The 21,467-nt window shown below is 56.6% G+C and carries 16 protein-coding genes, 1 tRNA gene and 1 pseudogene; 7 read left to right on the plus strand and 11 right to left on the minus strand.

Annotated features, from left to right (window positions below):
- Window positions 1-109: 109 nt before the first annotated feature.
- Window positions 110-820 carry a GntR family transcriptional regulator gene (locus tag AC2FFP_RS05595; RefSeq protein WP_496844047.1) on the minus strand — a complete coding sequence of 237 codons (711 nt, stop codon included), beginning with the start codon at window positions 818-820 and terminating at the stop codon, window positions 110-112.
- 106 nt (window positions 821-926) lie between these two features.
- On the opposite strand from AC2FFP_RS05595, the pseudogene AC2FFP_RS05600 reads away from it, so the two are divergent.
- Window positions 927-1,930, plus strand: a pseudogene (locus tag AC2FFP_RS05600) (AbrB family transcriptional regulator).
- Between the two features lie 46 nt (window positions 1,931-1,976).
- Here the strand turns inward: AC2FFP_RS05600 and AC2FFP_RS05605 are convergent.
- The 9 genes from AC2FFP_RS05605 to pyrH all read right to left on the minus strand — a co-directional run bounded on the left by AC2FFP_RS05605 (window position 1,977) and on the right by pyrH (window position 12,282).
- Window positions 1,977-2,066, minus strand: a tRNA-Ser gene (locus AC2FFP_RS05605).
- Window positions 2,067-2,156: 90 nt separating this feature from the next.
- On the minus strand, window positions 2,157-4,586 hold the full coding sequence (locus tag AC2FFP_RS05610) for a DUF3772 domain-containing protein (RefSeq protein ID WP_496766552.1): 2,430 nt from the start codon (window positions 4,584-4,586) through the stop codon (window positions 2,157-2,159).
- Window positions 4,586-5,620, minus strand: a complete 1,035-nt coding sequence (locus AC2FFP_RS05615) for a cysteine synthase A (protein ID WP_496766554.1) — start codon at window positions 5,618-5,620, stop codon at window positions 4,586-4,588. The genes AC2FFP_RS05610 and AC2FFP_RS05615 overlap by 1 nt, the downstream gene beginning before the upstream one ends.
- 69 nt (window positions 5,621-5,689) lie before the next feature.
- Window positions 5,690-6,805 (minus strand): NUDIX domain-containing protein, encoded by a 1,116-nt coding sequence (locus AC2FFP_RS05620; RefSeq protein ID WP_496880794.1) that lies wholly within the window; start codon window positions 6,803-6,805, stop codon window positions 5,690-5,692.
- A gap of 32 nt (window positions 6,806-6,837) precedes the next feature.
- Window positions 6,838-7,278 carry a TrgA family protein gene (locus AC2FFP_RS05625; RefSeq protein WP_496722483.1) on the minus strand — a complete coding sequence of 147 codons (441 nt, stop codon included), beginning with the start codon at window positions 7,276-7,278 and terminating at the stop codon, window positions 6,838-6,840.
- Between the two features lie 16 nt (window positions 7,279-7,294).
- Window positions 7,295-8,503, minus strand: a complete 1,209-nt coding sequence (locus tag AC2FFP_RS05630) for a class I SAM-dependent methyltransferase (RefSeq protein WP_496880795.1) — start codon at window positions 8,501-8,503, stop codon at window positions 7,295-7,297.
- Window positions 8,504-8,572: 69 nt separating this feature from the next.
- Window positions 8,573-9,997 carry a cryptochrome/photolyase family protein gene (locus tag AC2FFP_RS05635; RefSeq protein WP_496880796.1) on the minus strand — a complete coding sequence of 475 codons (1,425 nt, stop codon included), beginning with the start codon at window positions 9,995-9,997 and terminating at the stop codon, window positions 8,573-8,575.
- Between the two features lie 54 nt (window positions 9,998-10,051).
- The gene (locus tag AC2FFP_RS05640) at window positions 10,052-11,278 is read right to left on the minus strand and encodes an aminotransferase class V-fold PLP-dependent enzyme (RefSeq protein ID WP_496880797.1); all 1,227 of its coding nucleotides are present in this window, start codon (window positions 11,276-11,278) and stop codon (window positions 10,052-10,054) included.
- 251 nt (window positions 11,279-11,529) lie between these two features.
- The gene (gene pyrH / locus AC2FFP_RS05645) at window positions 11,530-12,282 is read right to left on the minus strand and encodes a UMP kinase (protein WP_058273777.1); all 753 of its coding nucleotides are present in this window, start codon (window positions 12,280-12,282) and stop codon (window positions 11,530-11,532) included.
- A gap of 97 nt (window positions 12,283-12,379) precedes the next feature.
- Between pyrH and miaA the strand changes: the two genes are divergently transcribed.
- The 5 genes from miaA to AC2FFP_RS05670 all read left to right on the plus strand — a co-directional run bounded on the left by miaA (window position 12,380) and on the right by AC2FFP_RS05670 (window position 20,107).
- Window positions 12,380-13,273 (plus strand): tRNA (adenosine(37)-N6)-dimethylallyltransferase MiaA, encoded by an 894-nt coding sequence (miaA, locus tag AC2FFP_RS05650; RefSeq protein ID WP_496880798.1) that lies wholly within the window; start codon window positions 12,380-12,382, stop codon window positions 13,271-13,273.
- Between the two features lie 326 nt (window positions 13,274-13,599).
- The gene (locus tag AC2FFP_RS05655; protein ID WP_496843949.1) at window positions 13,600-15,270 is read left to right on the plus strand and encodes an ABC transporter substrate-binding protein; all 1,671 of its coding nucleotides are present in this window, start codon (window positions 13,600-13,602) and stop codon (window positions 15,268-15,270) included.
- Window positions 15,271-15,405: 135 nt separating this feature from the next.
- On the plus strand, window positions 15,406-16,452 hold the full coding sequence (locus AC2FFP_RS05660; protein WP_496704324.1) for an ABC transporter permease: 1,047 nt from the start codon (window positions 15,406-15,408) through the stop codon (window positions 16,450-16,452).
- A gap of 12 nt (window positions 16,453-16,464) precedes the next feature.
- Window positions 16,465-17,928, plus strand: a complete 1,464-nt coding sequence (locus AC2FFP_RS05665; RefSeq protein WP_496722469.1) for an ABC transporter permease — start codon at window positions 16,465-16,467, stop codon at window positions 17,926-17,928.
- Between the two features lie 91 nt (window positions 17,929-18,019).
- Entirely contained in the window at window positions 18,020-20,107 is a 2,088-nt protein-coding gene (locus AC2FFP_RS05670) for a dipeptide ABC transporter ATP-binding protein (RefSeq protein ID WP_496880799.1), read from the plus strand.
- Between the two features lie 62 nt (window positions 20,108-20,169).
- Here AC2FFP_RS05670 and AC2FFP_RS05675 read toward each other — a convergent pair whose 3' ends face one another.
- A complete protein-coding gene (locus AC2FFP_RS05675) occupies window positions 20,170-20,751 on the minus strand; it encodes a lytic transglycosylase domain-containing protein (RefSeq protein ID WP_496766570.1) in 582 nt (193 codons plus the stop codon).
- A 207-nt stretch (window positions 20,752-20,958) separates the two neighbouring features.
- Between AC2FFP_RS05675 and ssb the strand changes: the two genes are divergently transcribed.
- Window positions 20,959-21,459 (plus strand): single-stranded DNA-binding protein, encoded by a 501-nt coding sequence (gene ssb, locus AC2FFP_RS05680; protein ID WP_496766572.1) that lies wholly within the window; start codon window positions 20,959-20,961, stop codon window positions 21,457-21,459.
- The last annotated feature ends 8 nt before the right edge of the window (window positions 21,460-21,467 follow it).

A 21,467-nucleotide genomic window follows, 5' to 3' on the forward strand; every position in this document is an offset into this window, starting at 1 on the left:
TAAACAACGACCTCCACGATGGCCGGATTTTCCGTCGACTTCTGCGGATGGGAGGAGTGGTTTGGCGAAAGAGCCTAGGACCAAGAGGTAGGACGATCAACTCCTCAGATCAGGTCTGATCAATTGCGCGGTCCCGTTTCTGCAAAGCGCGGATACGCATCCGCTGGGCCGCATGAACATGGGCGCGCATCGCCAGCTCGGCTGCGTCGCCGTCACGAGCCTGCAAGGCTTCCATCACACGGCGATGCTCATCCGCGGCATCGTCTGCGCGCTGACCGTCCAGCATTTGGGACGGGCCCAATATCAACAGCGCCTTTTGCAGCGATAGCATCGACTTTGTGAGAAAGCGGTTTTTGGCGGCATCCAATAGTGTAGCATGGAAAATACGGTTCAACTGGGCGGCCACCGGACCGGTGCCAGCCTCGGCAAGGCGATTGTTCAGGACATTCAGTTCGTCCGGCTCCACATCCGAAGCCGAGCGTGCCGCCAAACGTGCCGCCGTGCCCTCAAGTACGGCGCGCATTTCGTACAGCTCCATGACTTCCGAATAGCTCAGGCTGCGAACCGTTGCGCCCAGCCTAGGGACATGCGTAACCAACCCATCCGCTTCGAGTTGCCGTATCGCTTCGCGCACAGGTGTTCGGCTGACACCCAGTCTTTCGGACAGCTCGATCTCTCTGAGCCTGTCACCTGGCAACAAAACGCCCTCGCGAATTTCATCCAGCAAACGCTGATAAGCGGAACTCCCCTGCGGGCCGGTCTGATAAGGATCTTCTTGAGTTTCATCAATCTCAATCTTGCATATTGGATATCTTTGTATACATTTGGATACACATCTTATTCAACGAAATCGGACACTATCCTTGACCGCTTCAAGCCTTCATTTGTCCCCGCTGTTGCAACGGTAAGTCACGCTGACTTTGGCTATGTTGGGAACTGCAGTTTTTTGGGCGTTGAACCTGCCGCTGCCCTTTTCTGTTCGGGCCGATGTCAGCGTGTTTGATTGCCGCTTTGGCACACGCACCCATGCGAGATTTCGGGCAAATCTCGGTCACGTCCAGAACCATTCTTGGCGTCGCGGTCGGGGCGTCGATCACACCCAGCCTGTTCGCGGAACTTCCAAAGATGGCGGCGTCCCTTTTGCTGATACCGGTATTTATCCTGCTGATTGCAATGGTTGGTGTGCCGTTCTTTCGTAAATTCTGGGGCTTTGACGACAAAACTGCGTTTTTTGCGGCCATGCCGGGCGGCTTTCAGGACATGGTTATCTTTGGAGCCGAGGCCGGTGCCAATCCGCGAACCCTGTCTCTGATCCACGGGACGCGCGTATTGATTATCGTCACCCTTGCCCCTTTGTTCCTGACTTTGTTTTAAGGTGCCGAACTGACCAACCCGTTGGGCGAACCTGCCTCGGCCCTACCCTTGCATGAACTGATACTCATGGCGGTCGCAGTTTTTGTCGGCTGGAAAGGTGGAGAGAAGATCGGGCTTTTCGGTGCCTCGATTCTTGGACCATTAATCCTGACAGCGGCCTTATCGCTTGGGGATTTCATCCATACCCGCCCCCCCGCGCGAGGCGATCCTGTTCGCCCAATTCTTCATCGGCTGTGGGATCGGCGTCAAGTTCGTCGGCATCACGTGGTCGGAACTCACACGCGTCGTGGCGGCTGGGTTCACCTATGTGATCTTGCTGGCCGTTCTGGCCGCTGCTTTCACGGCAGTGGTCACCACGCTGGGGCTGGGCCATCCGGTCGAAGCCTTTCTAGCTTTTGCACCGGGCGGTCAGGCAGAGATGACAGTGCTGGCCATCGTATCAGGGGCGGATCTGGGCTATGTGGTCACACACCACCTGGCGCGCATTGTCGTCGTGATCATCGGCGCGCCAATCGCGGCCAACCTACTTCTGCGCTGGTCGAAATCCAGGGATTGACGGATTCACGTAAAAACGCGGCTGGATAAATGTTGATAGGGGATTGTGGCGGAGAGACAGGGATTCGAACCCTGGAGACGGTCTCCCGCCTACACACTTTCCAGGCGTGCGCCTTCGACCACTCGGCCACCTCTCCGTGCCGGCGTTATTTGAACTATCGCCGAGGGATTTGCAAGGCCCCATTGAGGTGAAATTTCACCTGAAATCGAAAGCCTTGCAAAGGTGTTTAAATCTCGTCGCCGTCACCATCAGCCAAATCGCCCTCGGTCATCTCGACGGGATTTGTGGATGGCTCTGCGGACGGTATTTCGTCGGTGTTCTTGCTGGGTTGGGCTTCGCTGCCCTGCAACACCTCGGGGTTACGCAACCAGAGATCGCGCTGTGCAAACGGGATTTCGATCCCCTCTTCGACAAAGCGCTGGTTGATCTCGTGGTTCATGTCGGATTTGACTGAAAGCACCCAGTTCACATCGCGCAGGATGGCCCGGATTTCAAAGTCCAGCGAATCTGCGCCAAACCCCTGGAACACCACACTGGGCGCTGGATTCGCCAGAACCATCGGGTGTGAATTCGCGATTTCGCCCAGAATCTTCTCCACCATTCGGGTATCAGTACCATAGGCGACGCCGACCGGTACAATCACCCGCCCGATCGTATTGCCGCGTGTATAGTTCGTGACAACGCCGCTGATCAGGTCCGAGTTCGGAACGATCACATCCGTGCGGTCAAACGTCTCGATCCGCGTGGACCGGACGGAAATATCACGGACGTACCCCATCATCCCATTCACGTCGATCCAATCCCCTTTCGAGATTGGGCGTTCGACCAAAAGGATAATGCCCGACACAAAATTCGACACGATGGTCTGCAGACCAAAGCCGATCCCGACTGACAACGCACCGGCAACAATAGCCAGCGATGACAGGTTGAAACCGGCAATCGTTATCGCAACCAGCGCGGCCAGGAAAATACCGACATACCCGGTGCCCGAAACAATCGCGTTTTGTCCGCCGGGATCAATACTGGTCTTTGGCAGCAGCGAATTGCGCAGCCCGCTTTGCAGCATCCGGGTAAGGCCATAACCGACGGCAAAAATGACAAGGAAGGTAAAGAAGTTGCTGGGCGCGATCGTTACGCCGCCGATATCGAACCCCTGCAGCAGGCGCGACCAGACCTCTAGCAGGTCGGTTTTACGCGCGCCCCAATAAAGCGCGAGGACTGGCATGGCCAGAATGGCCATTGCAAAGCCGATGAGAACCGAAAACAGCGAATCCTTGGCCTTTTCGCCATGCCCGCCGAGCCATCCGTAAACAGACGTCAGGAAGCGCTGAACTATGACCAGCGCGGCAATCAGAACCAACGAACGCACAGCGGGGAAAACGATTGCCTCAGCCGCATTCGTATACCCCAGCATTGCCAATATCGGGCTGGCGATCCCCAGGAAGAACAAAGCGCGTCGAATGAATTCGACCAGTTGGCTGAACCCAGCAGCGCGGGCCGTTGCAGACGGCTCATCTGCATCGACCGGGACATCAACACTGCGGACGCGACGGACGCGCAGTAGAATCAAAGCTGTTGCGACGATGACCGGAAAGACGACGACAGCGCGCGTCGCATCCGAAATATTTTCGATCTGATCGAACAGGTTCACCAGTTCATGCAGGATCATGAGCCCCGCAAGAAGGTCGAGGTAGACGCGTAACTCAGTGACTTTCTGGCGGGACAGTTTTCTGAACCCCTGCGCCGCTTGCAGCACATAAACCTGTCGACCAATCCAGTCATAAAACAGGATGATCGCCGCCCAATACGGCACGTTCTCCATCAACAACGTTCCGCGCAGCCCCAGAACGCCTGTCATCACGACCGCCTGAACCAGAAGCCAGACACCGAACCAAGGGAGGATAATGCGCAGCAACGAGGTCAGGAACGTCCATACGCCACTTCCCTGCCCCCCCAGGGCTCGCAAACGCGCACCAGCGGCTTCCGACCACCGCTTGCCGTAAAACAACAGCACGCCGGCGACGAAAACCAACGCCAGAATACCCAGGCCACGGGAACGCAAACGTTCATGAACGACGTCAGTTCTCAGGTTCCGCAGCGCTTCGTTGAACAACGCTTGCGCAGCTTCGTTCACATCAACCCAAGCAGGCCGCCAATGGGTGGGGTTCAGGGGCGACGGTCCGCGCTCTAAAAGTTCTTTCGCCTGACGGTCCCGCAATAGTTTGTCTATCTCGGATATAAGGCCATTGGCCCGGCTGAATGCCTCTTCCGAGATGATCTGCGGGACGCGCAAACTGTTCAGCTGCTCGTCTAGGTGCTTTCGTAGTGTGGCAATGTCTTCCGGTTCGATCGCGTCGCCTTCGGGCGCTGCACCAAGAGCCTTGATCTGATTTTCAAGCGTCTGGATACGTTCGGTGTTTGCACCGCGTGCCCGGTTGAAATCGTCCCGGTATTCGTTGATCTCGGCGCGCAGGTTTTCGAGCGACGCGTTCGACGCGCGATCGGCCTCGATCACCGTCTCGGCACGGTCCGCCGTTTTGACCCAGCCCTGATAATATTCGCTTTGACGATCTGTAAGCTGCGCGGCAGCGGGGCCGCACAGCATCGCAATACATACTGCGACAAGGGTCAGAAACAGGCGAACCTGCCGCAGCATCACACGTCCTCAAAAACGCCGGGGATGCTGCGCGGAGCTTCGGTCATCCAGTCCGGGACAGGCAATTCCTTTTCACGCAGGAAGTCCGGGTTGAACAGCTTGGACTGATAGCGGGTGCCATAGTCACACAGGATGGTCACGACGGTGTGGCCCGGACCCAGATCTTTGGCCAGACGTACCGCACCAGCCATGTTAATGGCGGTTGAACCGCCCATGACCAGGCCTTCATCGCGCAGCAGATCAAAGATGTAAGGCAGCGCCTCGTTGTCCGTCATCTGATAAGCAAAGTCAGGTTTGAACCCCTCAAGGTTCTTGGTGATACGCACCTGACCGATGCCTTCGGCGATCGAGCCGCCCTCCATCGCGATTTCGCCGGTGGTGTAATACGAATACAGCCCAGCCCCCATCGGATCGACCAGACCGATCTTGACGCCTTTGGGCTGCAACGCATCGGCCACGCCCGCCAATGTACCGCCCGACCCCACGGCACAGACGAACCCGTCAACTTTGCCATCGGTCTGTTCCCAGATTTCGGGACCGGTCGTTTCCACATGCGCCTGACGGTTCGCCACATTGTCGAACTGGTTGGCCCAGATCGCGCCATTGGGCTCGGTCTGCGCCAGTTCTTCGGCCAGACGACGGGAATAGTGTACGAAATTGTTGGGGTTGCGATACGGTGCGGCCGGAACCTGAACCAGCTGAGCCCCAGCTAGTCGCAGCATGTCCTTTTTTTCTTCGGACTGCGTTTCCGGGATGACAATGACGGTCTTGAACCCCATCGACGCACCAACAAGCGCCAAACCGATCCCGGTGTTACCCGCCGTACCTTCGACAATGGTGCCGCCTGGTTTCAGGTCGCCACGCGCAATGGCATCGCGGATGATGTAAAGCGCCGCACGATCCTTGACCGACTGGCCGGGGTTCATGAATTCGGCCTTGCCGAGAATCTCGCACCCGGTCTCTTCGCTGATGCGACGCAGGCGGATCAGCGGGGTTTTTCCGACTGCGTCGGCAAGGTCTCGTGCAATGCGCATGGCGCCCTCATTTCATTTCGGATCAACGCAGATTTACCTGTGGTGCGCGACGACCACAAGCGGCGAAAATCATCCGCGCAGGCGCTCACGGTGACGTGCAAGCCAATGGGCCACCGCCAAAAGCGGCAAATCCTTGAACCCATGACTGTCAATCCTGTCCATGAATTCACTGAAAGGCAGAATCTGGGTTCGGATATCCTCACCCTCCGTTGCCAACCCACCATCTTCGATAGTCTTGGTCAGATCAGCCAGCCCGACATAAAGGTTTAGATATTCGGTCGATGACCCGCTGGAGGAATACGCGCCGCCCGCATATTCCAACCTGTTCAACGCAATCTGGGCTTCTTCTTCGGCCTCGCGCAGGGCCGCCTGTTCCGGCGTTTCGCCTGGGTCGATCATTCCAGCAACTGGCTCCCACATCCAGGGTTCAGGATCCTCAGCCAGAAAGATCGGTGCCCTGAATTGTTCGACCAACAGCACCGTGTCCCGCACGGGATCATATGGCAGGACGATCACGGCGCTGCCCTGCATCAGGCTACTGCGGTTCAGCACTTTGCCCATTGAGCCATCGTACTGGCGATGCTGTAACGCGACTTCTTCCATCCCGAAATAATTGACATATGCCGGATTACGGTCGTGCACGATGACGTCATTGGCGGTGTCTCGTGCATCGCCTGTCGTACGTTGACGCGCAGCCAGCTTCGCCCATGCACGCGTCCGGATCGACGGAAAGCTGCGCGCAATCTGTCCCGCATCGACCTTGCCGTAAAACCCCATAACCTCTTGCGCGGCGAGCATTGTCATCGCGCCCCACTCATCCAACCAACCCTGCAGGGACCAAAGGTCGCCGCGGTTCCAAAGCCCCGGCTCCGGATAGAAAACAAGGGCTTGCGCGTTGGATCCGTCGGCCAAATCAACTGTCTGCGCGCGCAGGTCGTAATCAAAGCCACCCTCGTAGAAGACCAAACGGTTCTGATCTTCCTCACTCAATCCCCGGAGCAATAATCCTTTGGCCAGACTGCCTTCCTCAGGAACAATCATGGGAAAGGCCTGATCCTGCACGCTATGGACTGCATGATCTTTCAGCGTGGCTTGGGCAAATTCAAGTTTGGACGCTGGACGTCCCAAGACAAGCTCCAGCAATGGCAAGTGCCGCAGCGTGCCATAAAAGAACAGATCTGACACTGTTGGGTTCTTTCGTACTTTAAGTTGTTAGCTCACCGCCACCGGCGGGCTGCTTCCTCGGTGACCAGCCCAGTGACCAAAGCCCCAATGACCAAAGTCCACAAGATTTCGGGCACCACAAGTTGCTGACCATATTCAACGCCGATTTTAAAGATAGAGATCAGCGCCTCGAACGGGCCGTCATACCGATGGCGCATTGCCAGACGGAGCATTTCGTTGACACCCTGAACAAACAGGCCCCAGAACACCAGCGCCGCCATTCCGGTCAAGCCGTTGTTGATTGCGGCAGTCCAGCCCCGGCCGGCACGCTTGCCCATGATCCACCAACCGCAAATCACGCCCAAAGCCATGTTTACATAGGTGAACATACCGTAGTTCTTACCTTCATCACCGTTTTCGATGACCATACTCGAAACCAAGAACGCCACGATCAAAAGGCATAAGCCGGCAACAAGCTTTGAGGCAGTGGGCATTTCTGAAGTCCGTTCCTTAACTCGGTTTCGCTATAGTGATCTGTGTCACATCGCAATTGCCGGTGTCAAAGGCTGCTCCGCAGGCGGTCAAATAATAATTCCACATGCGGCGAAAACGCTCATCAAAGCCCATTTCCGAGATTTCGTCCCACTTGTCGTTGAACGTGTCATACCAGCGGCGCAGGGTCAGATCATAGCTTTTACCAAATTCTTTCGAATTAACGACATTCAAACCCGCCTGAGCAACTTGTTCCTTCAAAATGGAAGGTGCCGGAAGCATGCCGCCCGGGAAAATATATTTCTGAATAAAATCAATACCGTTACGATATACATCCCATCTATGATCTGCGACGGTGATAATTTGCAACGTCGCTTGCGCCCCGGGTTTTAACCGCTCACGCACAGTGTCGAAATAAACAGGCCAGTACTTTTGACCTACTGCTTCGAACATCTCGATCGATGCGATTCCGTCATACTGGCCACGTTCATCCCGGTAATCCTGCAATTTGAATTCTACCAAATCTGAAAGTCCAGCATTTTCAATACGCTGCCTCGCAAACTTCAACTGCTCTTGACTGATCGTCAGACCTGTGACCCGCAGGCCACGCTCTTTCGCAGCGTATTCAGCAAAGCCACCCCAGCCGCAGCCAATCTCAAGAATATGATCTCCGGGTTTTGCGCCCATTTCATCAACCAGACTGGCATATTTTGCGGTCTGCGCCTTTTCCAGACTTTCCTGCCCTGTTTCGAACAGAGCGCTGGAATAGGTCATCGTGTCATCAAGCCACAAACTATAGAAATCATTGCCCAGATCATAATGGTACGAGATGTTCTTTTTGGCCTGTGTCCGGTTATTGCGGTGCAACCAGAATCGTAGCCGCTCATACATCTGCACGAGGACTTTGCCGGTGAAATCATCATAGACCGTTTCATTGCCCATATGCACCAGGTCCATAAAGGATCGCAGGTCCGGCGTGCTCCAGTCACCTTCCAGATATGCGTCGGAAAAACCAAGTTCACCTTCGCGGACCAGGCGGGCGAAAACGTCTGGATTGTGGATATCCACACGCGCAACCGGCCCGGGTTTGGTGCCCTCGGTTCGGAAAACACGACCATCCGGTAGTCCGATGTCCAATCGGCCGGACTGCATCCGGCTAACCATTTTGAATACTTGCGCAAAGTATCTGGGCAGGTCTTTCTGCCCCTCGGTGGTCATCAAAGTCATCCGCTCTCCCCTGTGCGGCCGCGCAAACAGGCTAGGCCGAGTTTGTGTTTGTGGCAAGTTTTCAATTCGTTACTGGTTTTTTCGGCCCTCATAGGCCGCCAATGCACGCGCCCGACCGGCCGCCAAAGTGACAACGGGTTGCGGGTATGGGTCCCCTGGACTGAGGTTCCATGACTTCGGAACCGCATCAAAATACGCCAGCGCTGTTGCCGGTGGATTGCTCTGCCCCTCGGCAATCCATTGCCGAACGAAGTCCGATTGCGGATCGAACTTTTCCTGCTGTGTTTGCGGATTGAAGATGCGAAAGAATGGCGAGGCATCGGGCCCCGACCCTGCAACCCATTGCCAGCCCATCGCGTTTGCCGCCGGGTCCCAGTCGACCAGACAATCCGCGAACCAATCCATGCCAATTCTCCAATGGGTCATCAGATGCTTGGTCAGGTAACTCGCTACGATCATCCGGGCCCGATTGTGCATTCGCCCGGTCACATACATCTGCCGTAACCCGGCATCGACTGCCGGGACGCCGGTTTTGGCCTGCTTCCAAGCGAGAACTTCGGGCTGGTCCGCATCAGTGTTCCAGGGAAATCTATCCCACTCCGGCTTCCAATTTCCGCTGACCAAGGATGGAGTATGATACATCAGGTGATAAGCAAATTCGCGCCAGACCAATTGGCGCAAATAGGGTTCGCCCCCCTGAACTCCCGTCATCCCGGCCCGCTGAATTGCGTGCCAGACACTGCGCGGGCCTATTTCACCCAAAGAAAGATACTCGGAAAGGTTAGATGTTCCGTCCAAGTCCATGCGATCCCGATGATCTGAATAGGCGGCGATGCGGTCCAGAAATTGATGTAACGCCTCAAAAGCTGCGGTTTCACCCGGTCGGACATGGCGTGTGACCACGGATGCTCCGCGGCGCATCTGCGTGCCCAGATGCCAATCTTGGAGATTTTCGGAAACAGGCCACGTCGCAGGCGATCTGAGATGGGCCACAGCATCGCTGGGCATCGGAACGTCGCGGCTGCGCACAGAACGCCACATCGGCGTGAACACGCGGAACGGCTGCCCTGTTTTCGTCGCCACGGTCCAAGGCTCGAACAAAAGATGGCCGGCGAAGGATTTAACGGTGACATTCTGGTCGGTCAGCGCTGTTTTGATTTTCGTATCTCTGGCAATGGCGTCAGGGTCATATGCGCGGGTCCAGTAAACGCTGCTTGCACCAGTTTCGATGACAAGCTGCAGCAGAACGGTCAGCGCATCCCCTTGCCGCAAGATCAGGCGGCTGCCAGCCAGTTCCAGCGTCCGCGCAAAGACATTAAGGCCCAAACCAAGCCGCCATTTCGGAGCTGCGCCCAAAGCCTGGACGGTGTCGTCCAAAATAAAAACTGGTATGATCGGTCGCCCGCTCTCAACCGCGGCGCTCAGTGCGGGATGGTCCGACAGGCGCAAATCCCGTCGGAACCACATGATGATCGGTGACCGCTGCTGTTCCATGTCCGCCCTGCTCTTTTCTTCTTTCTTCGGTTACGAAGCAGAGGCGGAATTGGATCACAAAACGTCGTCTAGTGCATTCAAAAGCTGATCTATTTCCTGTTGAGACGTATAGTGCGTAAAACTGACCCGCAGCACGCCTTGATCCAGATCGACCCCCATCGCGGTTAACGGACGCACGGCATAGAAATCTCCGCCACCAGCCATGACGCCATATCCAGCCAGATCGGCGGCAACGGCTTCGGCATTGCGGTTCAGCGCCAAGGCCACGGTTGGGGCGCGGCGGCTGGCATCGGATGTTCCGATCAGGCGAACGGCATTGCGGTCTTTGACCGCATCCAGAACCGGTTGCAGCAATGCGACCTCGTGCGAGCGCATCAGATCATGGGTGAATGAACCACGCTCAGCCGCTTCGCTGGTTGGCCCACCATGATGGTCGCACAGCAGATCAATATAGTCCGACATCCCCGCGCTGGCCGCGATCTGGGCATGGTCCGGTCCCGCCGGAGTAAACCGTTGGTACAGCACGTCGCCGTTGAAGTAGTGCCCTTGGTTCGGCAACATTTCCCCTAGCGTACGCCGGATGACCATACATCCCTGATGCGGTCCGTATGTTTTGTAGGCCGAAAACAGATAGATGTCCGGCCCCAGATCACCCACATTCGGAAACCCGTGTGGCGCGTAGGACACCCCGTCCACGCACACAAACGCCCCCGCGGCATGAGCAATCGCAGTGATCTCAGTCACCGGGTTGATCTCTCCGATCACGTTCGAGCAATGGGGAAAGCACACCAGACGCACGTTTTCGTCCAGCAGGTTTTCCAGATCCATCGGATTCAACGACCCGGTTTCGGGATCAATCTGCCATTCGCGGATTTCGATCCCCTCGTCCGCTAGCCGCCGCCACGGACCTGAATTTGCCTCATGATCCTGATTGGTGACAACAATGGCCTCGCCCGGTTGCATCCATTGGCGAAATGCCTGCGCCAGGACATAGGTGTTCTGCGTGGTCGAAGGGCCAAAGCTCAGCTCATCCGTCTCAACACCCAAAATGGCCGCCATGCGTGCGCGGGCTTTGTCCATTTCCTCACCCGCCAGACGGCTGGCCTCATAGGGGGCATAGGGTTGAACTTTGCGCTGTGTGTAGTACCGCATCAGGCGATCGAGCACTGGCTTGCAAGTGTATGACCCACCAGCGTTTTCGAAGAATGCCTGCCCTTGCAGGCTGGGCTCGGAAAAGGCCGGAAACTGTGACCGGACAAAATTGATATCCAGAGTGCTCATGGCACGTCTCTCCTTAATCATGCGCGTTCATTCAAGAGGTGTCCGAGCATGATTTCGAAACCCTCAGAAATCATGGCAGGTCTTCCAGCCCAGTCCGCGCGATAGGCGCAGACAGCCCCCGCTACCGGTCCGGCGCGGGAACGCGGTCAAATTGCAAGGACTGACATGGTTCGTCAAGCGTTCAGGTTTGCTAAACGCGCACAAAAAAGCCGGGCATCCAAACCCGGCTTTTAAGCAAAATGTAAAGCGGTTTAGCCCTGAACTTTGGTGTAGGTCCCCTCACCGGCCAAAATGCCCCGGAACCCGCCCGGTTCGTCCAGCCCGAAGACAATCAACGGCAGATTGTTGTCGCGCGCCAGTGCAATGGCCGACGCGTCCATGACCCGCAGGCGTTTGGCCAGAACATCATCATAGCTGACGGTGTCGTACCGCACGGCATCCGCGTGTTCCTTGGGGTCCTTATCATAAACACCATCGACGCCGTTCTTACCCATGAAGATCGCCTGACATGCCATTTCATTGGCGCGCAGGGTCGCGGCAGTGTCGGTGGTAAAATACGGGTTTCCGGTTCCGGCGGCAAAGATGCAGACCCGCTTTTTCTCAAGGTGGCGCACGGCACGGCGGCGAATGTAGGGCTCGCACACCTCGTCCATGCGGATGGCTGAGATTACCCGGGTGAAAACGCCGATTTCTTCCAGCGCGGACTGCATCCCCAGCGCGTTCATGACCGTTGCCAGCATGCCCATGTAATCAGCCGTAGTCCGTTCCATCCCCTGTGCCGATCCGCTGAGACCGCGGAAGATATTCCCGCCGCCAATCACCATGCAGATCTCGACGCCCAGATCGTGCACCGATTTGATCTCTTGCGCGATGCGCTGAACTGTGGGCGGATGCAGGCCGAACCCCTGATCGCCCATAAGCGCCTCGCCCGAGATTTTCAGCATTACGCGATCATACCTTGCCTTTGTGGTTTCGGCGGTGTCGGTGGTCGGGGAAATGGTCATGTTGCGCTCCGGGCTGGCACGGGTTTATTTTCAGGCGCAAAATGAAGCAAAACGGTCGCAGGTTCAATGCGATTGGTAAGGAATGAGGCAGTCCGAGATGACCGAACCCGCGAGATCGCAGATATTGGACCACCTGCCCCCCATTCCTGATGGGAAACCTGTGTTGATTGCAGGCCCCACTGCATCTGGAAAGTCCGCCCTTGCCTTGTTGATCGCCGAGCAGTTCGGCGGCGTTATCGTGAATGCCGATGCCAGCCAGGTCTACGATTGCTGGCGCGTGATTTCCGCCCGCCCGTCTGCTGAAGAGGAAGCCCGCGCGCCGCATCTTCTGTATGGACATATCTCATATGACCAAGACTACTCCACCGGCCATTGGCTGCGCGAAGTGAAACCACTGCTGACCGGCGGCGCACGCCCCATCATTGTTGGGGGCACCGGCCTGTATTTTTCTGCGCTGACCGAAGGTATGGCCGATATTCCACCTACACCGTCCGAAATCCGGGCCGAGGCGGACAGCCTGACCTTGCAGACTCTTATCGCGGGTGTGGATACGCAGACTCTGGCCCGGATCGACACCCAAAACCGCGCCCGTGTTCAGCGGGCATGGGAAGTGTACAATGCCACCGGTCGAAACCTCAGTGACTGGCAAGACGCAACACCGCCCCCAGTTTTGGACCTGAAGAACACAGTGCCCATCGTTTTTGACGTAGATAAACAATGGCTTTTGGATCGCATCACGCGCCGCTTTGACCTGATGTTGGACACTGGTGCATTGACCGAGGTTGAAAGGATGCGGGACCGCTATAATCCGTCGCTTCCGGCATTCAAGGCCATCGGAGTACCCGAGTTGATGGCCTATATCGACGGCACCATGACGTTGGATGAAGCCCGCGAACGGGCCACGATTTCGACCCGCCAATTCGCCAAACGACAGCGCACCTGGTTTCGCGCCCGCATGAAAAGTTGGAATCGGGTTGACTTATCAAAGTGATACCTGATGCGGTTGAAGTCGCACTGATCGCGAACTCATGTTCAAGGAATTCACGGCGAATCCACCGCCGCGAAACTGAACCTGCCAAGAGATTCCCTTGGGGCTGAAAAAGCTGATAGCGTTAAACTCAGCCCGTCAATGTCGTTTTTGTACCTCGAATGACGATTTCGAACATTGACCTCACCCAAATTCTGGTGCCGAATGTCGGTCATGGGGATGTCCGAAATCCGAGATCAGAAGACCAATGAACCTGCCGGCTGGAGCATTCCGACCTGAGCGGTTCAACACTTCATCCAAAAAATACTGTCTCACAGGGAGTAACGTTAATGAATAATCAAACAATGACCGGAGCACCGATGCACTGGGCGGCAGAAATGCACGCACAGGAATATCGGGACGGCAAACTGAACCGGCGCGAGTTTTTGACCCGTACCACCGGTCTTGGGGTCACCGCGGCCGCAGCCTATGGCATGATCGGACTGGCCGCCCCGGCACGTGCGGCCGGTGAAGACGCAAAGAAAGAAGGCGGCACCCTGCGCGTTCAGCAGGAAGTGCGCGCCCTGAAGGACCCACGCACCTATGACTGGTCGCAGATCGCAAACGTCACCCGCGGCACGCTCGAGTATCTGGTCGAGTACAACTCGGACGGTACGTTCCGCGGCATGTTGCTGGAGGGCTGGGAAGTCAACGACGACGCAACAGTTTACACACTGAAAGTCCGCCCGGGCGTCAAATGGAATAACGGCGACGACTTCACCTCTGAAGATGTGGCCCGCAACATCGGGCGCTGGTGTGACAAGAGTTCGGAAACCAATTCGATGGCAGGTCGTTTCGCGACGCTGATCGATCCGGAATCCGGTCAAGCGATTGACGGCGCAATCGAGGTTGTCGATGCCAACACCGTCAAACTGAACCTGCCAGCCTCTGACATCTCGCTGATTGCGGGCATGGCGGACTATCCGGCAGCTATCGTACACAGCTCGTTCAGTGAAACCGATCTGCTCAACAATGTGGGCACCGGCGCCTATCTGGTGCAGGAATTGGAAGTCGGCGTGAAAGCCACCCTCGTTCGCAACGAGAACCACACCTGGTGGGGCGAAGAGATCTTTGGTCGCCCGGCGCTGGACAGCATCGTCTACATTGACTACGGCACCGACCCGTCCGCATGGCTGGCCGCACTGGAATCCGACGAAGTCGACATGCTGTATGAATCGGTTGGTGAATTCATCGACGTGATGGACAGCCTCGGCTATGTGAAGTCCGAAGTTGTCACCATGAATACAATCGTCATTCGTCCGAACCAGCTGGCTGAAATTGACGGTAAGAAGCCATACGAAGACAAGCGTGTGCGCCAGGCTCTGCAAATGGCGGTTGATAACTCGATCTGTCTGGAACTGGGCTATGGCGGCCGCGGTTCGCCTGCGGAAAACCACCATGTTGGTCCGATCCACCCGGACTACTACGAACTGCCACCGCAGAAAGTGGACCCGGAAGGCGCACGTGCGCTGATGGAAGAAGCCGGAATGATCGATTTCGAGCACGAGCTGATCTCGATCGATGACGACTGGCGCCGGAACACCACCGACGCGGTTGCAGCGCAGCTGCGTGACGCGGGTATCAAGGTCAAGCGGACCGTTCTGCCGGGTAACACCTTCTGGAACGACTGGGCGAAATACCCCTACAGCTCGACCAACTGGAACCACCGTCCACTGGGCGTGCAAATCTGGGCTCTGGCCTATCGTACCGGTGAAGCCTGGAACGAATTCGGCTGGGCAAATGCCGAGTTTGACGCGCTTCTGACCGAAGCACTGGCCATCGCGGATGCCGACAAGCGCCGTGAAGTGGTCGCCAAGGGCGAGGCGATGATCCAGGAAGAAGGCGTGACCATTCAGCCATACTGGCGTTCGCTGTACCGCCACATGAAGGACGGGCTTGTTGGCACCGACATGCACGTGTCCTTCGAGCACCACCACTATAAGTGGGGCTGGGCGGCCTAAAACCTGCCAGACGTTATTGGGGGCGCCTGAACTGGGCGCCCCTTTCCAGCCGCAGACAGGCCGACACGGGGTCGGATGTCCGAGGCCAGACAATGGTCCAATGATCTGCGGAACACCCGAACAACAGGGGCCATCATGGGACTATTCATCCTCCGACGGTTCGGCGTCATGCTTCTTACTGCATTGTGCCTGACTTTCGTGGTCTTTTTTCTGACCAACCTCTACCCGAACCTGGAAAAGCTTGCGAAAACGCAGGGCAACCAGCGGATGTCCGACGAACAGGTTGAGACCTGGTTGGACAATCGCGGCTATCTGCAACCGACTCTCGTCAAGTACGGTCAATGGCTGGGCGTTCTCCCTGGCTTTTCCAAGACACTTGACGACGGAACGTTCCTTGGAACGTGTACCCGCCCGGGATCGACCGAGGAAACGACTCCCAGATATTGCGGCGTATTGCAGGGTGACTGGGGTTACTCAACCGTTTTCAAGGATGATGTCGGCAAAATCGTTGGTATACGTCTCGGCAATACCGGCTATCTTATGTTCTGGGTTCTGGTTTTGATGGTGCCATCTGCGCTGCTGGTGGGTGTGTTGGCCGGGATGCGCGAAGGATCAGCATTGGACCGGTCCCTGTCCACATTCTCGATCATTACCACGGCGACGCCGGAATATGTGTCGGGCGTGATCTTCATCGCGATCTTCACGTCGTCGACCGTCGGCCTGAAATGGTTCAAGGGCACGGCGACGTCAGCGATGGACAACCCAACCTTCGAGAACTTCTTCCTGCCGGTACTGACCATCTCACTGTACGGGATGGGCTATATCGCCCGGATGACCCGCGCGTCGATGACCGAGGTCATGACGGCGCAGTACATCCGAACCGCGCGGCTTAAAGGTGTTTCCTTTGGCAACATCGTTATGAAGCACGCGCTGCGAAACGCGCTGATCGCGCCCTTTACCGTCATCATGCTGCAGTTCCCATGGCTGCTGAATGGCGTGGTGATTGTTGAAACCCTGTTCAACTACAAAGGTTTCGGTTGGGCACTGGTACAGGCTGCAGGCAACAACGACATTCAGCTCTTGCTGGCGATTTCGGTCGTGTCGGTCTTTGTCGTGCTGGTGACGCAGCTGATCTCCGATATCGGCTATGTCTACCTCAACCCGCGCATCCGTATTTCTTAAGGGAGATAGATCATGGAACCTCTAAGCTGGACCGGCTCTATCGCCATTCTGAACCCTATCCTGATGATCGCGCTTGCCGCGTTGATCGTATCAATTGTCGTTTGGATTATCGGCAGCATTGTACTGCCCGAATCCCCGATGAGCGTGAATATCGATGGCACCATAAGCGGCGGCAACGGGCTACGTGGGCTAACACAAAAGGCCCTGAGATACAGCTTTTCTGCCTGTGTCGCGCTTGCCTTGGCCTACATCGTCCTTGGCATCCTGATGGGGACCAGTGCCGGGATAATCGGAGCGATCTCGCAGCAGTTTCTTCCTGTGTGGTTGTCGCTGATCATCCTGTTTGCAATGTCGATTGCCTTCAAACGTCGCCTCGGCCTTTACGGCAAACTGTTCGACAGCCCCATCGGCATGATCGGTTTTGGCCTTGTGATGTTCTGGGTCTTCACCGGCATCTTCGGCGCGCTTGATCTTATCATCACACATGACCCTTTGGTTCAAGTATCGGGCATGAAGAACAAAGTACCGGGAACACCGCTGCCAAGCCCCGAAGAAGGTGAGTATGCCTGGTACCTTCTGGGCGGCGACAACCTTGCCCGCGACGTCTTTAGCCGAATGGTCAAAGGTGCGTGGATCGTAGTTCAGATCGCTCCGCTTGCGACCATGTTTGCTTTCATGGTCGGGATCACTCTGGGCCTGCCGGCCGGGTACTATGGCGGACGTCTGGATACTTTCCTGTCGTTCCTGGCCAATCTGATCCTGGCTTTCCCGGTCATCCTGCTGTTCTACTTGCTGGTCACGCCGGAAATCGTGGCGACAGGTGTGCCGAACTATATGGCGGCCGTTTTGTTCGTGTTCCCGATACTGTTTATCGGCGTTCTGCTAAACTCGCGGTATTATACCCGCCCGAATTTCCGCACTCCGCTATTGATCGGGGTTCTCGGTATCGCGCTGTGGTTGTATCTGTCGCTGATTTCGACCGGTGGTTACGTCATCAACACGGATGACTACAGCATTTGGGGTCTGCCGACCTATCTGGACCTGTTCGATATCCCAGGCGGGATTCTTGTGGTGTTCGTCTCGGTTGTCTTCGTGAACTCGCCTACGGTGTTCCGCATCGTGCGCGGCCTCGCGCTGGACATCAAAACGCGGGATTACGTGGCGGCGGCACAGACCCGTGGCGAAGGCCCGTGGTACATCATGCTGTGGGAAATCCTGCCCAATGCACGAGGTCCGCTGATCGTCGATTTCTGTCTGCGTATCGGCTATACCACGATCCTGTTGGGAACCTTGGGTTTCTTCGGATTGGGATTGCCGCCGGAAAGCCCGGACTGGGGTTCCACGATCAACGAAGGGCGCAAGCTGTTGTCGATCTACCTGCACCCTGCCCTTCCACCTGCCTTTGCCTTGCTGTCGCTGGTTCTTGGTCTGAACCTGCTGGCAGATGGCCTGCGCGAAGAAAGCCTGAAGGACTGATGTGAGAGTGACCGGGGGCTTTGCCCCCGGACCCCAAGGATATTTTTAGCCAGATGAAGGGGATCCCCGGACTCTCGCGAGGAGATACAAGATGAACAAATTGGCGGAATATGACGGCCCGATCCTTGAGATCGACAAACTGTCGATTTCTTTCTTCACCCGCCTTCGGGAAATTCCCGCCGTGATGGATTTTTCGGTCAGCGTACAGCCCGGCGAGGCTGTTGGACTGGTCGGAGAATCCGGTTGCGGCAAATCCACTGTGGCACTTGGGGTCATGCAGGACCTTGGCAAGAACGGGCGGGTTGTCGGGGGAACAATCAAGTTTAAAGGGCGCGATCTAGCCGAGATGAGTGCGGATGAATTGCGCGACATCCGCGGCAATGAGATCGCGATGATCTATCAGGAGCCGATGGCCTCGCTGAACCCGGCGATGAAGATCGGCAAGCAATTGATGGAAGTGCCGATGATCCACGAGGGAGTCGGCGCAGAAGAGGCCTATGCACGGGCTTTGGAAGTGGTGACGGACGTACGCCTGCCCGACCCCGAGCGGATGCTGAATTCGTTCCCCCATCAGCTGTCAGGGGGGCAGCAGCAGCGTATCGTGATCGCAATGGCGCTGATGTCGAAGCCGGCGCTGTTGATTCTGGATGAACCGACCACCGCACTGGATGTGACGGTTGAGGCCGCCGTAGTCGAACTGGTCAGGGATTTGGGCAAGAAATACGGCACCTCGATGCTGTTCATCTCGCACAACCTTGGTCTGGTTCTGGAAACCTGTGACCGGCTTTGCGTGATGTATTCGGGTGAGGCAGTCGAGCGCGGCTCAATACACGATGTATTCGACGAGATGCAGCACCCCTATACGCAGGCGCTGTTCCGCTCGATCCCGTTGCCGGGGGCAGACAAGAACGCCCGCCCACTGGTGGCCATTCCGGGGAACTTTCCCCTGCCCCACGAACGCCCGCCAGGCTGTAACTTTGGCCCGCGCTGCGACTATTTCGAGGAAGGCCGTTGCGACGCGCAGAACATTCTGATGGAGCCTGTGCCAGGCAATGACCGCCACCACACGCGCTGTCTGAAGTACAAAGAGATTGACTGGAATGCCCCAATCACTTTGGCGGACAAGAAGGAAAAAGGTGAAATCGGCCGTGTTGTCCTGAAAATGGACAACCTCAAAAAGTACTATGAAGTAGCCGCCAATGCGTTGTTCGGGGGCGGTGAGAAAAAGGTGGTCAAAGCCAACGAAACACTGAGCTTTGAGGCTCATGAATCCGAGACGCTAGCGATTGTGGGCGAATCTGGGTGTGGTAAATCCACCTTCGCAAAGGTTTTGATGGGGCTTGAAACGGCCACAGATGGGCAAATCCTGCTGGACAACCGCAACATCGAAGATGTGCCGATCGAAGAGCGGGATGCCAAGACCGTGGGCGAAGTTCAAATGGTGTTCCAGAACCCGTTTGACACTCTGAACCCCTCGATGACCGTTGGGCGGCAGATCATCCGCGCGTTGGAAATCTTTGGCGTCGGCAATTCCGAGGCCGAACGAAAACAGCGCATGCTGGAATTGTTGGACTTGGTGAAGCTACCACGCGCCTTTGCCGAGCGGATGCCGCGTCAGTTGTCCGGTGGACAGAAACAGCGCGTCGGTATCGCGCGCGCCTTTGCCGGCGATGCGCGGATCGTCGTCGCGGACGAACCTGTGTCTGCTTTGGATGTGTCTGTTCAGGCGGCGGTGACCGACCTGCTCATGGAGATTCAGCGCGAACACAAGACCACCTTGCTGTTCATCAGCCATGATCTGTCGATTGTGCGCTATCTCAGCGACCGGGTGATGGTGATGTATCTGGGCCATGTGGTCGAGTTGGGGACCACCGATCAGGTGTTCTCGCCGCCCTATCACCCCTATACCGAGGCTCTGCTGAGTGCTGTTCCCATCGCGGATACGTCGGTTGAAAAAGCGCATATCGTTCTGGATGGTGATATCCCCTCGGCCATGAACCCGCCCCCGGGGTGCCCTTTCCAGACGCGCTGTCGCTGGAAATCCGAAGTGCCTGGAGGGCTGTGCGAGAAAGATGTGCCGCCGGTGAAAACCCTGGCGGACGGACATCAGGTCAAATGCCATCTGTCCGAAGACGTTCTGGCCCGCATGGAGCCGGTCATCAAAATCGCGGCCGAGTAACAACCCAAACGAAAAGAACCGGCCACAGCGCCGGTTCTTTTCTGACATGGGTGGGCTGGTGATCAGCCGCCCCAGATCACTTTCACATAGTTCTGGGTTTCTTTGTAGGGCGGCACGCCACCGTGTTTTTCCACGGCTTTCGGACCGGCGTTATAAGCCGCCAGCGCCAGACGCCAGGATTTGAACTTGCGGTACTGCCACGATAAATAACGGGCGCCGCCTTCCAGGTTTTGTTTCGGATCATGCGGGTTCACACCCAAAAGACGCGCGGTTCCAGGCATCAGCTGCGCCAAACCCAGTGCCCCTTTGTGAGACACCGCGTGCGGGTTCCATCCGCTTTCCTGTTGCACCAGTCGCAAGAACAACTCTTCCGGGACACTGTGTTTCCGGGCTGCTTGCCGCGCCAGCGTCAGGTATTGGCCTCGATATTTACCATTATATCGCTTGATGACTTGAGTCGGCTGCGCGGTCTTTGGCTTCAGCCGTTCAGAATCGCGATATTGAGTGGCTGCGCGCGAGTCCAGAATCTTGGATTGTTTGAGGAAAATATCTTTACGGTTTTTGGTGGACAGGGTGTCAGCTGCAGCCGGACCCGAAACCAGCGCAAGGCACAGAACAGAAAAACAACCAACTTGAAAACGCATTTATGCCAATCCCGCTCGCTCTCGAACCCGAATGATTATAGGTATTTCATGCAAGAATAAAAGCTTGGTAAACAGAACCTGGGTAGTTTCTTGCCAACCGTTGCACACATCAACTGTGTTTTAACCATGACGCAGGCCGTATAGGGTCGCGTAGAAACTTCGCGTCAGATTCGGGCGCGCTCGACACAGACAAGAACGGGGAAATATATGGCAGGTTCAGTCAACAAGGTCATTCTGGTCGGAAATCTTGGCCGCGATCCTGAAGTTAGGAATTTCCAAAACGGGGGCAAAGTATGCAACCTGCGCATCGCAACATCCGAAACCTGGAAAGACCGCAATACCGGCGAGCGTCGTGAGCGCACCGAGTGGCACTCGGTCGCGATCTTCAACGAAGGGCTTGTCCGCGTGGCGGAGCAATATCTGCGCAAAGGCTCGAAGGTCTATCTCGAAGGGCAATTGCAGACCCGCAAATGGCAGGACCAATCTGGGCAGGACCGTTACTCGACTGAGGTTGTTCTTCAGGGGTTCGGCTCGACCCTTGTTATGCTTGATGCACGCGGTGAAGGCGGAGGCGGTTACGGCGGCGGACAGTCAGGCAGCTATGGCGGCGGTCAGGCGGGCGGCGGCTATGGCGATCCTTATGGCGGACAGTCCAGCGCTCCTGCCCCTGCATCCGGCGGAATCGACGACGACGAGATTCCGTTCTAAGGCAAACG

This window comes from Ruegeria sp. YTSC004, assembly GCF_059609805.1.